This is a genomic window from Deinococcus hopiensis KR-140 (genome assembly GCF_900176165.1).
GTDB lineage: Bacteria > Deinococcota > Deinococci > Deinococcales > Deinococcaceae > Deinococcus > Deinococcus hopiensis.
In genome coordinates, this window is the sequence record NZ_FWWU01000007.1 from 324,859 (window position 1) to 337,334 (window position 12,476).

The following is a 12,476-nucleotide window of genomic DNA, read 5'->3' on the forward strand; positions in this document are numbered from 1 at the left end:
CTAGACTCTCTCTATGCTCCCGCTCAACCGCTCCTGCACCGTCTTGCGCGTGACCTGCGGGCGCTGGAGCTGGCGCAGCTTTCCCCTTTTCCGGCTCCAAGCTGGAGGGGACGTTTCGGGAAGGCGCTGTACCGGCTTGGTCTGTAGGCAGTCGGCGCGGGAGGGGCACTGACACGTCTCCCACGGCGGCTGCCCTACGCCTTGAGCTGTGCGCTCCGGCTGCCGGAAGATATGCACGTCTATCGCTGAACACACCGCCGCACCGCTCCCGTACCTGCTGGCGACCCTACGCTAGGGGAGGTGGGCCGGGACGCAACCCTTCCTGGTGGAGATTCACGCGGCCTTCAAGCCCATGCGGGAAGTCGCCGCACCTGCTGCCCCCGTGGTGCCGGCCAATCCCTGGGAGACCACACCCGCTCCTGCAGTTGCACCGAAGCCGGTGCCTGTTCCCGCGACGCACCCGGTCTGGATCGGTTGATTCTCGTCCTCGCTCTGGCAACGTTTCTTGTGCCGCAGCACTTCGGTCATCGCCAGGCCTCGCCTTCCACCCAGGGGGTGCCGTCGCTGTTCTTCCGGGCGAGTTTCAAGAGCTGAACCGTCATGGGCAGCTGCTCGAGCGTCACGCCCAGGCGCCCGGCCCTCGGACGGTCCACCATTTCCTGCCGCAAGTACTCAATCAGGAAGCGCGACTGAAAGAAGCCCACCTCTGCGATGAACCGCAGGGCTTCCGCGTACCGCTTCAGAATCTGCAGTTCCTGGTCCGGGACAAGATCCTGGATCTTCTTTAACTCGGTCTCCACGGCGGTGGCCACATCGGCCGCGCGTTCTGTCACGGCCGGGCTGAGGCTGGGAATATCGAGCATGTGGGCGAGGTGGGCGGCAAAACCGCTGTCGAGCAGGAGATGCTCGCTGCCTTTCATGCGCTCAAGGTCCTCAGGGGTTTGAGAGGGTGCGCGGGACAGAGCAAGCTCCCGCAGGTCGTCTGGGATGGGGCCAATAACCTGACTCAAGGTTTTCCTTCCTGGCTGGTAGCGCGTTCCTCGAACCACATGATGGTTTGGAGGAGGGGTAGAGCGGCCAAAGCCAGCGCAGCAGCACGGTGCTGGTCAGTACGCGGAATAGGTACTCAAACACATCCTGCGCCTGCTCAGCTCTGGAAAAACGGTGGTACCACGCAATCTGTTCATGGAGCGAGAACGCGGGCCGGTTGATGCTGATCGGCAGGCCGATCAAGAGGTACAGGGCGTGTGGAGTCATTCGTGAACCCCGTTGAGGTCGTCCTCGCCCTCCTCCGGCTGCAGTCGGGGCAGGTGCTGGGTTAAGAACTCGGGAGACATGCCCCGAAAGGGCCAGCCCTCCGGAGGCTCTCTCACCCAAAGTTCAGGCACCCCAATGTGCCCCCAGCATCGACACGAGTCCCAGGCGGAGGGACAGAATCACCCCCCACGCTCAGGTGTTGACCGGCATCGTCAAGCGGTAGAAGCCACGCTGGCTCCGGAGTTCACTGCATTTTTCGTCGCTCAATGCCGTTCCAGGAGATCACTGTCCCCCTGTTCCCGGTGGCTGCACGCCGGTCTGCTTTGCGCCGCTTCTCCGCATACATCCTTGAATCTGCCCGCTGCATCAGAGCAGCAATACTTCCGGCGGTGGTTCCACTGGATAAGCCCACACTCACGTCCATATCCGGAAAACCGTGCTGGCGAACTTGCGTGACAGCATCGCGAATTTGATGCCAGACGCGCGAGAGGTCCCCGTGGGTGCACAGCACCACAAATTCGTCTCCCGCCAGACGGAACACCGTCTGACCCTCCTGAAGCTGGGCCTGCACCGCCCGGGCCAGCGCCTGGATAAGCGCGTCACCCACGTCGTGGCCCTGCTGATCATTCACGGCTTTGAGGCCGTCCAGATCCACAAACGCCAGACCGACCCGTTCCGGTCCAGCTTGCCACGCCTGCAGCAAGGCTGCCTCAAAGGCACGCCGATTCCCCAACTGCGTCAAGGGGTCGGTCAGTGCGGAGCACGCCATCCGCTGCAGGGCCTGCTCGGTGAAGTTCAGGAGCCACGCCAGCATGCCACCGGCGACCAGGGCAGTGACGGTACTCCAGACGATCGCCATGCCTTCGAGAGGCATGAGGTTAAAGCAGAGCCCACCGATGATGAGGCCGTACAACGCGAACAGCAAGACGCCACGCACGCCCAGGGAGACAGCGGCCAATACGGTAGGGAGGACCAGTAAGGCGCTGTAGGCGGTGAAGCCTGAACTGAACAACGACTCCACTTGCACTGGGCGGTTGAATCCCACCAGGAAGGGAGGCAGAAACAGAAGGAGGAGCAGGGGACCCAGAGGCGTTGGCCCTTGGCTCAAGGTCTGGGCCATCACGACAATCCCGACGAGAATCAGACCGTAGCTGAGGTTGTGGGTGTCTCCCAACACGATCTGCAGCAAGACCGCCAATATGGGAACCGCCGCCATGAGGAGCAGGCTGTAGCGCTGGAGTTGCGCATGAGGCGCTTGTCGGAGAGGAGAAGGAGTAAAGAAGGCCCACATAGGGTACCTCGGTCGCATCGGAGCGACCCCTCCTCCCGCCGGAGTGCGGAAAGGTCGGCCGAAGGGGAAAGGCGATGCGAGAAACTAAGCCCCACTTGGGGTAACCTCCCTACCATGCCCGTGTGTTGACTCAAGCACGCTTCAACAGCGTGAAGACACCTTTATTCGGAAGGTCCGATCTGTCCAAGAACGACGAGTTGCGTCATTCCAAAGGGCAGTCTGGGCAATCACATTTTCTCTGGAGATGAGAGCATATCAACACCTCACAAAGTTCGCGAAGGTGGGCTTTAGTACGAAGCATCTGCTCTAATAAGAGATGCGGTTAAATCAACACATCATATAGCTCTGCCTAACACGTCTGCATTCTTAAGATCGGAAATAATACATGACGGATAGAAATTTCACACCCTACGCTGCACTGACCTCAGTTCCTCCCGTCAGCACGGCAACCCCAGATTCACTCGTCATGCCTCTTTCTCCCGCGTCCCTGCAAGGTCCGGGGCGCCTCACCGTTCATCTGACCCTTCATGGCGACGCGTTTGCCTTGAGATACCAGGCCAAAGCCGGCGGCTACACCTGGACTGGAAAAGAGTGGCAGCGAGAAATCAGTACAGCCGTCCTTGGTGAGGGCGCCACCGAGATGGACCTCGGGAGGGAGAGGTTGCTGGGCCTGGCGAGAGCCGAAGCAGCCATGTTCACCTGTGCTTCCAGTCTGGATACTCCTGTGCTCAGCGCGTAAGACCAACGCGGTAATTCACCGGAATGACGTTATGAACGGATGGGTGGTGCGGTCGCTCCACTCATCCCCTAAACCTGCAATGCAACTCGCACACGAGTTTTGCACTACCGGGTCGTCCAAAGGCGAACGGATGTACAGGTTTCGGCGTTGTTCCGTCACACCGAGGTTCAAGAGGAGCAGCATATGAGTACATTGGTTTTAAAAGGACAGTGGCAAGGAGAGGTCAACTCAGCCGATCGGCACTTCTGCGGTGTCGTCCACGAGTCAGGCGAGGCCAGCGTAGTGGCAGGTACCCAAGTGAAGGTTACGTTCACTGGTGGGACGCACAGGCAAGAACATTCGACAGACTTTCACGGACAATACATCCTTGATGGGCTGGAGCCGAGCCGCTTCGTCCTGACCAGTTTTATCCGCAAGGACAGAGACGCGGGGCAGCGGGGTGAGCAGTCCGGGAATGAGGTGCAGTTGTGGGGTGGCGAACTCTACTCCACGCCCTGAAGTTTAGACGCCTCAAAAGCCAGGAGACCTCATGTTGATCGGGTACGTCCGTTCGGCGGAACTGCTGGAGCTGCCCTTCACGCAGGCCACACGGCTTATGACTGCTGGTTGTCAGGTCATCTACATTGAGATGAGCAGCGGAGATCATCTTCAGCGTCCAGTGCTGCACCGGGCGGTAGAGAGTTTGCGTCCCAGCGACGTTTTGCTGGTCAGTGACAGTGACCGACTGAGCCGCAATGATTTGCAAATGGAGATCTTGTTGCGTCGCATTCGTGTGCAACAAGCCTCACTGCATCTTCTGGGCCCTGAAGGTGAGGTGCTCGGGGCGTTGAGCTCGTCCGTCCTCGGGAGACCTCACGCCTGACTGGAGCTGTCGTCAGCCTCGTCTCTGACGGCTCTGGGTGTGGAAGCGGTCCATGAGAAGCCTTGCTTTGCCCTGTCTGACCAAATAGCACCTTGGCCCAGGACATGTGGCGGTGGGGCGTCCAACAAACGCACCATGCCGTTGAGGGCATTTGTCCAAGCATATCCGCAGCCGTCCCTTCTGATCACGCTCCAAATTGACTGGACACTTGTTTTCCTCTTACCTGCATAGAATTTGTCAGGACATCAGGACTCGCGCCTCACTTGGATTGGTAGTACTTGTGTATGTATTGAATCAGCTCCCACGACTCTTCCAGTGACGTATTTCTATTTCCCCAGGAGAATGTGATCGAGTACTCAGCATCCCCATCTGAGTGATACCCCGCCCGCTGCTGAAATTCGGGAAGTGAGAGTCCCCAGGCATCGTATTGCTCAATCAATGCCCGGAGCTCTTCAAGATTGGAGATGGAGTGTCCGCCAGAATACGTCCATTGCATACATCAGCTTAAGCGATTCGAAAAAATTTGCCTCTTCTCTTTAAGAAGCGCCAATGTGACCACTCACCGACACTCCAGGTCTCAGGACATCAGCCGGTAATACTGGAGTTGCAAGGGTTTAGGCGCTTGTACGCTTTTGGTGCAGCCAGCTCCCCCGAGAGGACCCACAGCCGAAGGAGGTCAAACCCAGCGCGGCCATACATCTGCCGCTTAATGGTCTTCAGCAGGTTGACTGCGCCTTCGGTTGGAACATTGCTATAGGGCACGGTGAGCGCTGCTTGTAGCGCTCACCCCTCTCGCTGGAGACCCTTGGCAAAGTTGATCAGATCCGTCATTCCACTCGCGATAACCTTTTCGGCCCAGGTGTGGAAGCTTCACCCTGACGGGTTCGCAGCATGGTGCGGAACGTATGGACCAACTCCCCAGTCCGGCACAGGGGGCAGGCGTGGAGCCATTTGAGAAGTGCCTGCTGATCATTCTCCAGTTCGTCCGGGAACGAGAACAGCAGTCAGGAGGCTGCTTTGACCGTCAGGGCTGGAGGACTGGCTCCAGCCTGAGGGTGCCCATTTCGTACAGCAGGGGTTCTGAACGGGCCCGGCGTCGTTGGTGCGGGGGCTTCACCCGTTCCTGCGCCCAGAGGCTGACCCGACGTTTTGGACCCGCATAGCCCGCCTGAACGAGGTCGCGGTAGAGCTGACTGGCGTTGTGGCAGCCCCACGCCCAGCGCTCTGCCAGAGGGTCTTGAAATGGCATCAGGATGCTTGGGGGCCGGGCATGCCGTCTGCGACTCACCTGTCCCTGACTGCGAATGGCACGGTAAACCGTGGCCCGGTGGACGCCAGAGGTGCGGACAATCTCGGCGATGCTGTGGCCCTGTTGGGATTGCGCATAGAATTCGGCATATTGTGCTTGTTTGCGCTCCGTCGCCTCCTGGCTCGACCGTTCTGCTGAAGCAGGATGGAGGGGAAGCACCGTGTGCTTCCCCTCCGACCCGAGCACTCGCTGTAGACTCTCCCGGGGTCTTTGAACCTGACGTTCCAGCGCCTCGCGCAGGTTTTTCACCAGGTGCCACCGGTCCAGGACGTGTTGGGCTTGAGGGGCCCCTTTGGTAACGCCTCGTGCATATTCTGTGGACCGATTTCGAGTCACCACTTCGAATTCAGAATGACCTCGGAGCCAGTGGGCAGGGTCGTCGCTGTACGGTCAAGCAGCATCTCAACAGGTTTGCCCGTGTCCAGGTCAATGACAGGGATGCCGTAACGTGTTCCCCACTTGAAGTGAAATCGTCGACTCCAACATGCTTGAGGGATGATGGGGGAGGGACAGGGGTCATGCGCCGCATGACCCTGGAGATAAGTGGTGCGGGAACGCTGTACGCCCCAAATCCGACCAATGCGCCGACTGACGCTCGCCCCACCTTGAAGAGCTGACTCCTGAAGAGTTGCAGCGAGGCGGTGGGTCATACGGGCAGACCGCTTGGCGATGTCGGGGAGCCTTTCACAGAACACCTGTCCAAGACAGGTGTTCTCCCGACAGCGGAACCTTCGGACACGGAGTTGAGGGTGGACAGTACGCCCGAGTCAGGGTAAATCGGCCAACGTGCGCGGGTAACGGCTGTGGGGAGACTGCTGGAAACGGTCTGACAGGACGGACAGGTTGCTGAACGGCTGGAGACCCGAGCGGTCATCAGAGGCTGCTCAGCACTGCACGTGACAGAGGTGATCTCCAGAGGACTTTCTGGAAACATCAAAGGGGACCACCAGTCGGGAATGGTCATCATGCTTCGTGGCACCAGGGCCAGACGGGTTGCACCAAAAGCGTGCAAGAGCCGGTTTAGAGGAGGCGCAGTTCAGGATGGGTGGTTTGCTCCTCGAAGGCCACAGGGGAGCGGTGGCAGGGCGACGAGTGACGTCGTTGCTGGCTGTAAAACACCTGAGAGCATTTGTCAAAAAGAGGACTCATTTTTGATCGAGTAGAGCGAACTTGAAACAAATGCTCTAGAGCATTTGACATCATAAGAGGGTGAAGAAGCGGGTCGGGGCACGCAGATACAGCGTTGATCTTCGAGAACGGATTGTCGCAGCGGCGCTGAAGGAGAAGAACCATCAGCGGGTGGCTGAAACGTTCGACGTCGATGTGCGAACGATCGCGTTGTATCTGAAGAAACACGAGGTAGGCACCTTGACGCACGTGAAGCGCCCGACTGGGCGTCGCCCACGGGTGCACAGCGAGCATGAGCAAGTCCTCCAGCAACTGGAGGAGGACTTGGACGCCACCCTCGAAGAACATGCCCGCAAGTTGGAAGCTGTGACAGGACTGAAGATCAGTTATCGAACGGTGGACCGAGTCTTCCGTCGGCATGGCGTCACCTACAAAAAAAACGCGGGTCGCGTGCGCACAGAAGGAGGAACTGCGTCAGCAGTTCCTGAACGACCTGAAGCCGTACCTGCAGACCCCTGCCCGTCTGGTCTTTCTTGACGAGAGCGGCTTCCACACGGCCATGACCCGAGGCTATGGTCGCGCGCACCACACACAGCGTGCGGTCGCTTCCGTCCCCCGCAACTGGGGACGGAACCAAACTTCGTATGCGCGCTGCAGGCGAGTGGTCCCTTTGCGCCCCTGATCCTGGACGGTGCTGTCAACGGCGTGAGTTTCGAGTGGTACGTCCGAGAAATCCTGTGCCCAGCTTTGACCCCAGGACAGGTCGTGGTGCAGGGCAATCTCTCGGCACATCACCGTGCACCCATTCGGACGCACATCGAAGCCCGGAATTGTATGGTCCTGTTTCTGCCTCCCTACAGCCCTGACTTCAACCCGACCCAGGGCATGTTCTCTAAAGTCAAAGCCCTCGTCCGTGCCCGTGAGTGGCGAGACCGGACTGCTCTGCTTCAGGGCATTTGGGACGCTTTGAACGCCGTTTCGCTACGAGACGTTTTTGGCTGGTTCACGCACGCCTTCCCCGACATCTTCTGATGTCAAATGCTCTAATCCACTCGAACACGTCACTGCGGTGTGGGCACAGCCACCGCGGCGCTGACGCAGATCAAGTTCGACCTTCAAAGTTGAGAAGAAGCTTTCCTACACAGTGTTATCCTACCACTGTCCTTTGGTGCTCATGCTCTGGACCGCCTCCAGGCGGTCCAAGGCTGGTCGGTAGACCCCACTGCTGTACGGGCGGCCCCGGTCGGAGTGGTGGAGCAGCCTGGCTTCAGGTTGCCCTCGCTGCCAGTGGGTCCCTTGCCACAGGTGAGCGGTTTCCCAGGCTCGAGGATGTCGAGGTGAACCTCGACCAGGGCAGGTTACTGTTCTCTCATCACCCAGGGGTCTGCAAGCCTACACCCGTGGCAAGTGACCCACCGGGCCATGTTCAGCGCCGCCGTGGCCAGTGGCGTGTGAAGACGTTCACTCATCGCCCAGCCCATGATTTTTCTGAAAAACAGGTCCACTGCCGTCGTCAGGCACAGGCTTTTCACCACTTGAGTCAGAACTGCAAATCTCAGGTATTGAGTCGAAGGACGAAATAAAGCGGAAGCGCCCGCGCTCGGCGGGGGCTTTGCCGTTTGAGCGAAGGAGACGGTGTTGTGGAGATTACCCTTCCAGAGCACTGATAATTTCCCTGGCCGCCTGGAGGGCATTCTTCTGGGCAGCCGTTTTGGCATGGGCCATTTCGTCCGACAGGTTGAAGTTGTGCTGGTCTCCATCGCGTTTCATACGGTCAAGTACCTGTAAGGCTTGAAAGCCCGGTGTAAGCGCTCTGGTCAGCGCCTCTTCCATTTTTTCTTGATGGATGTCCATGCCTTCACCCTACACTTGAGCGTCGACACCTACTGTCACCAGCCAAGCACTAAGGTACGCCTGAGCGCGTGGGTTGCAGTCAACTGCGGGTATCGATGTGACTGGCCCGGTTCAGTGGGTTGACGTTGTTCGGTTGCAGGCTTTGCAGGTCACGCCGAATCCAGTATCCCGCCTCTGTCCTTGAGTCGGTATCGCGAATCGTGTTGCTCAGTAGATCTACCGCCTGCATCATCGCAAAATCTTCGGCCTGAGCGCGCGACATGTCCCGGTCCAGGCAGAGGACAAACCAGAGGCGAGCGAAGTGCAGTGCGGTATGGGCTTGAGGCATTTCGAGATAGTGCATCCCCAATCATCCCACCGGACGCACTGTTGTGCTCAGGCATCTGCACATTCGTTGAGGCTGCAGTCTGGGGCCGGCCACCAGGCCGAAGCACAACGCTCCGCTTGCAACGCCTACCCGTGAAGCCGACAACAAATCCCGAGGAGGAGCAAGACGGTCCGCGAGACACGCAAGGCCGCCGGCACCCGGGGAAAGTCCCGCGCTCCTGAGAAGCGGGCCTACCGCCCCCGCGGGTCACCCCCCTCGGGCCGTGGAGCGCCGTGACCCTGCTCTACACCATGGCCATCGACCTCCCCGCCAGCCCGGCCTGCGGTTCTAACCCTCCCTGATTGGTACGCCTCCGGCTACGCCCGGGGCGCCGCTCTATTCCGGCTGACAGCCCCCATCTCCCCCTGGGCCTGGCCCCGCTCGGCCTCTGCCTGCCCGCCGCTGCTCACGCCCAGATGGATGAACGCCACATTAAGGGCACAGCATCGTTTGACTGGAAGTTTCGCGATCTCTAGATCTCTACATCCTGCGGAGCGTGAGCACCGTGCTCCCAGATGCCGAGTAGACGGGCCAGGCCTGCCTGATGTTCAAGTGCACGGGAAATAGGGACGTGCACTTCTACGTGACCATGCCGCAGCGGCGGAGTCCCGAGGGCAGCCCAATCAACCTGGGCAAACGGGTGGGCAACCTCTACCGCGTGACCGACCAGTTGGGATGGGAAGCGCTCAGCCCCAAGCTCAGCGTGGAGGGCTACCTTCCAGTGCAAAACAAGACGCTCGCCTCTGACGAGACGTCCTCCATCCGCATCTGCAACGCCTTGCTTGACGCCAAGGTCGTCAAGGTTATGCACCGAGGGCCGTCCTGGTGCCGCCCAGCCCCGTCTCAACGTCACCAGCTCCGGGCTGCAACCCTGGGGAAGTTCTGCCCAGGGTTGCCTGTCTCAGCGTCACTTATTCCGCGCGCAACACGTACTGGCAGTCGCCCACACAGTCCGAGGGGCGCGCGCGCGCCCCTCGGACTGTTGCTGTCGGCCCGGAGTGTCCCGTCGCTGGTCCGCACCACCGTGAACTGTAGGCTGGGGGTACGGACCTCGTTGCGCATATGGGCACCCTTCTGGTCCTTACCCCTACCCGCCAGTGCACCTCACAGCCCGCGGGGGCAAAGGCCGCCGTGTTGTAGATACCTAGGGCAGCGCTGCGCTGCGCCCTCCCCACGGGTCCACTTCGCGTGCGTTCCAGCGCAGCGCTCAGTTCGTCTTCCACAGTCTCAGTGGCCGTCTGGTTGTCTTCCCAGCGTGAAAACGCTGCCTCCAGAGGACGCCCGAACGGTGTATTTCCGATCGCTCCGGATCTGGACCGTCCATACGTCGCTCCGTCGCTGTGGACGTGCACCGTTCGCCCACGCCAGCAGCCGTGCCAGCTGGTCCGGTTCCAGCCCTACCTAGCCCTCGCAAGTCCGCTGCACGCCTGCCCAGACGAACACAGCACCGCGTGGGTCTGCCCCGCTGAGAGCGCTTGCCAAGCACCCTCAGCTCCAGGAAGGGGAAGGGGGGCAAACATGTCAACGCGGAACTCCAAAGCAGCCCTGCACTCGCCCATCATGCTCGACGCATCCTTGCCTCCTGAAGGGTGTGAAAAACTGCGTGCCAACGTACACAGCAGCTTGCCATTTTTTTCATTGCTCAAGCGCGCGACACCTTCGCAGGCTTTCCGGATCTCCAGGTCAACGCTGACAAAGTCTGTATAACGCGGGTGGAGGGCGTGTATCACGCGGTCGGGTGAGGTGCCGCTCCGACAAAGGCAGCCCGAGGTGACCAGAGCTGAATCTGCACCCCCACCCAACGGAGAGCCAGGCGCGGTGTCGCCGAATACAAGGGTGCCGAAAGGCCGGATCCAAACTCGCATACCAACGCTGCCTTGAACTCAACAGGCGCCATTCTCGGTTGCCTGACTGTCCTCAACACACGTGAAGGACACGCCCGGCGCTGCACGCTGCACAGACGTGTAGACGTTGGTGCCCTCCATGCCGTCGATTGCCACGGTGAACCTGACGAGACGGAGTTGAAGGTGGCAGCTACCAGGGTTTTTTGCCCCTCTGGATTGCCCATGAGGGTGCGGTCGCCTGCAGGGCAGCTTTCTACAGGCCGTAGTGTTTCAGCCCAAGAACGGGGTAATCGGGAGGGAATCGGGTGTACCGGGTGGATTCCTGGTAACAACACTGGAAGCGTCAAAAGGTAATATATACAATCACGGAGCCATCAAGACGTCTCCGTCCGTATCCCTGACCCCCTGGCTCCCACTCCGGCCTCCTTATATCCTCGGCGGGCTCTTTTCGAACAACTGTATCCGGACCAGGAGGAGAGCGGGAGGCGCGACTTCGCAGACCCCGCTTCCCCCAGGCGTTCCGTTCCTCCTTACTCCAGCTGGACTGACCCCTGAGGACTGGACCAAGAGGCCAAGCATTTCGTCCCCGTCAGCCCGTAGGCTGACGGCACCGAAGGAGCCCGTATGTCCGGACGCACCCACAACCGTGAGCTCAAGCTTGACATCGTGAATCAAATGAGCGGGGTCAAAAGACAACCGCCCAGCTCTGCCGCGAACACGCTCTCTAATCCACCGCTGGCAGAAGGAGGGCGGGTTGGGAGAGGCGGCCTTCACCGACCAAGCCAAGCCCGGTCAAGGGCTGGAACAACGGATCGCCGAATTGGAGCGGTTCTGTAGGCCGTCGTCCTTGGAAAACACAATCCTAAAAAGTCGTTGGCAACGTACCGTTCGGAAAAAGACATCAAATGATCGAGGATGCGTGAGTCGCGCATCTCCAGGAGTCGGTGCGTCGTCTGTGCGAGTTGAATGGGGTCAGTCGCTCGTGGTTCTACGAACAACAGGGCCGGGAGGAAGTGGACGCCAATCAGGCATTGTCCCAGGACATTGAGGCCGTGATGGAGGAGTTCAACGGAAACAGATACCGGCGTATCACCCGTGAGTTGGTAAGGCGAGGCCGTCCGGTCAATCACAAGCGTGGCATGCGGGAACGCCGGCTCTTGTGCCGCGCCAAGCGCTAAATGCAGGGCGACAACGGATTCCAACCACAGCGAGAAACGCTTTCCCAAACTGCGGCGTGAAGTCGTTCCGGTACGGCCCAATCAGATCTGCCTGCCAGATCTGACCTACATACGCGTTCAGCAAGGCTTTATCGACTTGGCCTGCATGTTGGACAGCTTTACCCGTGAGGTCGTGGGCTGGTCCATGCCAGCGTTTCTGGACGCGAAGTTGCCGTTGGTAGCGCAGGGCAACGCGCCGCAAGCGCGTTGCCCTGCGCCTGGTCTGCCGCACCACTGATGACCAGGGGGTGCGATATGCGGACCAAGCGTACGTGGACCGCTGGTGGTCCGCGAGGCATGTCCAGGACGGGCTACCCTTATGGCAACGCCAAAATGGAGAGTTTCTACAAGACGCTGAAGCGGGGGGAGGTCGACCTGCAAGAGGTACGTCGATCTGGACGATGCCCGGCGACACATCAATTTCTTTATTGCGGACCTGTACAACCGCCGCCGACTGCATTCCAGCGTGAGCTACGCTCCACCCGCTGGGTTTGCCGCCCACTCCACCACAACCCACATGTGACTTGCCCTGCGGTCCGCTCGATTGGGTTCACTTCATACACTTCTGGGTTCTTCCGCTGAACCCTCCAGATGAAAGCGCAGCTTTC

General features: G+C 59.9%; 12 protein-coding genes and 1 pseudogene. 6 read left to right on the forward strand and 7 right to left on the reverse strand.

Going from position 1 to position 12,476, the window contains the following annotated elements; genetic code table 11:
- Window positions 1–333: 333 nt before the first annotated feature.
- The 3 genes from B9A95_RS10125 to B9A95_RS10135 form a co-directional block, all read right to left on the reverse strand.
- Window positions 334–528 (reverse strand): hypothetical protein, encoded by a 195-nt coding sequence (locus B9A95_RS10125; RefSeq protein WP_084046988.1) that lies wholly within the window; start codon window positions 526–528, stop codon window positions 334–336.
- The gene (locus B9A95_RS10130) at window positions 525–1,010 is read right to left on the reverse strand and encodes a hypothetical protein (RefSeq protein ID WP_084046991.1); all 486 of its coding nucleotides are present in this window, start codon (window positions 1,008–1,010) and stop codon (window positions 525–527) included. Before B9A95_RS10130 ends, B9A95_RS10125 begins: the two co-directional genes overlap by 4 nt.
- Before the next feature lie 491 nt (window positions 1,011–1,501).
- Entirely contained in the window at window positions 1,502–2,473 is a 972-nt protein-coding gene (locus tag B9A95_RS10135; RefSeq protein ID WP_170928560.1) for a sensor domain-containing diguanylate cyclase, read from the reverse strand.
- Between the two features lie 997 nt (window positions 2,474–3,470).
- On the opposite strand from B9A95_RS10135, the gene B9A95_RS10145 reads away from it, so the two are divergent.
- On the forward strand, window positions 3,471–3,785 hold the full coding sequence (locus B9A95_RS10145) for a hypothetical protein (protein WP_084046999.1): 315 nt from the start codon (window positions 3,471–3,473) through the stop codon (window positions 3,783–3,785).
- Between the two features lie 31 nt (window positions 3,786–3,816).
- The gene (locus tag B9A95_RS10150) at window positions 3,817–4,149 is read left to right on the forward strand and encodes a recombinase family protein (RefSeq protein ID WP_084047002.1); all 333 of its coding nucleotides are present in this window, start codon (window positions 3,817–3,819) and stop codon (window positions 4,147–4,149) included.
- Between the two features lie 1,024 nt (window positions 4,150–5,173).
- On the opposite strand, the gene B9A95_RS35305 is transcribed toward B9A95_RS10150, so the two are convergent.
- Entirely contained in the window at window positions 5,174–5,398 is a 225-nt protein-coding gene (locus tag B9A95_RS35305) for a hypothetical protein (RefSeq protein ID WP_245808238.1), read from the reverse strand.
- Between the two features lie 138 nt (window positions 5,399–5,536).
- A pseudogene (locus B9A95_RS37045) lies at window positions 5,537–5,797 on the reverse strand (transposase); the annotation flags it as partial.
- Window positions 5,798–6,667: 870 nt separating this feature from the next.
- Here B9A95_RS37045 and B9A95_RS36175 point away from each other — a divergent pair.
- Window positions 6,668–7,123, forward strand: coding sequence for an IS630 transposase-related protein (locus tag B9A95_RS36175; RefSeq protein ID WP_281255839.1), 456 nt, complete (start codon window positions 6,668–6,670; stop codon window positions 7,121–7,123).
- Between the two features lie 84 nt (window positions 7,124–7,207).
- Window positions 7,208–7,618 (forward strand): transposase, encoded by a 411-nt coding sequence (locus B9A95_RS36180; RefSeq protein WP_281255845.1) that lies wholly within the window; start codon window positions 7,208–7,210, stop codon window positions 7,616–7,618.
- A gap of 615 nt (window positions 7,619–8,233) precedes the next feature.
- Here B9A95_RS36180 and B9A95_RS10170 read toward each other — a convergent pair.
- Window positions 8,234–8,440: a hypothetical protein gene (locus B9A95_RS10170; protein WP_084047010.1), complete on the reverse strand. Its 207-nt coding sequence runs from the start codon at window positions 8,438–8,440 to the stop codon at window positions 8,234–8,236.
- Between the two features lie 79 nt (window positions 8,441–8,519).
- On the reverse strand, window positions 8,520–8,768 hold the full coding sequence (locus B9A95_RS10175; protein WP_139806656.1) for a hypothetical protein: 249 nt from the start codon (window positions 8,766–8,768) through the stop codon (window positions 8,520–8,522).
- Window positions 8,769–11,595: 2,827 nt separating this feature from the next.
- Here B9A95_RS10175 and B9A95_RS10185 point away from each other — a divergent pair.
- Both B9A95_RS10185 and B9A95_RS36185 read left to right on the forward strand, forming a co-directional pair.
- A complete protein-coding gene (locus tag B9A95_RS10185; RefSeq protein ID WP_139806657.1) occupies window positions 11,596–11,829 on the forward strand; it encodes a hypothetical protein in 234 nt (77 codons plus the stop codon).
- A gap of 145 nt (window positions 11,830–11,974) precedes the next feature.
- The gene (locus tag B9A95_RS36185; RefSeq protein ID WP_281255840.1) at window positions 11,975–12,106 is read left to right on the forward strand and encodes a hypothetical protein; all 132 of its coding nucleotides are present in this window, start codon (window positions 11,975–11,977) and stop codon (window positions 12,104–12,106) included.
- Window positions 12,107–12,476: the final 370 nt, after the last annotated feature.

Excerpts from the sequence above, each read along its gene's own strand:
- B9A95_RS10135 (WP_170928560.1), bottom strand. The coding sequence starts at position 2,473 with ATGGCGGCGGTTCCCATATTGGCGGTCTTGCTGCAGATCGTGTTGGGA.
- B9A95_RS10145 (WP_084046999.1), top strand. The coding sequence starts at position 3,471 with ATGAGTACATTGGTTTTAAAAGGACAGTGGCAAGGAGAGGTCAACTCA.
- B9A95_RS10175 (WP_139806656.1), bottom strand. The coding sequence starts at position 8,768 with ATGCCTCAAGCCCATACCGCACTGCACTTCGCTCGCCTCTGGTTTGTC.
- B9A95_RS35305 (WP_245808238.1), bottom strand. The coding sequence starts at position 5,398 with ATGCCATTTCAAGACCCTCTGGCAGAGCGCTGGGCGTGGGGCTGCCAC.
- B9A95_RS36185 (WP_281255840.1), top strand. The coding sequence starts at position 11,975 with ATGTTGGACAGCTTTACCCGTGAGGTCGTGGGCTGGTCCATGCCAGCG.
- B9A95_RS10150 (WP_084047002.1), top strand. The coding sequence starts at position 3,817 with ATGTTGATCGGGTACGTCCGTTCGGCGGAACTGCTGGAGCTGCCCTTC.
- B9A95_RS10125 (WP_084046988.1), bottom strand. The coding sequence starts at position 528 with ATGACCGAAGTGCTGCGGCACAAGAAACGTTGCCAGAGCGAGGACGAG.
- B9A95_RS10170 (WP_084047010.1), bottom strand. The coding sequence starts at position 8,440 with ATGGACATCCATCAAGAAAAAATGGAAGAGGCGCTGACCAGAGCGCTT.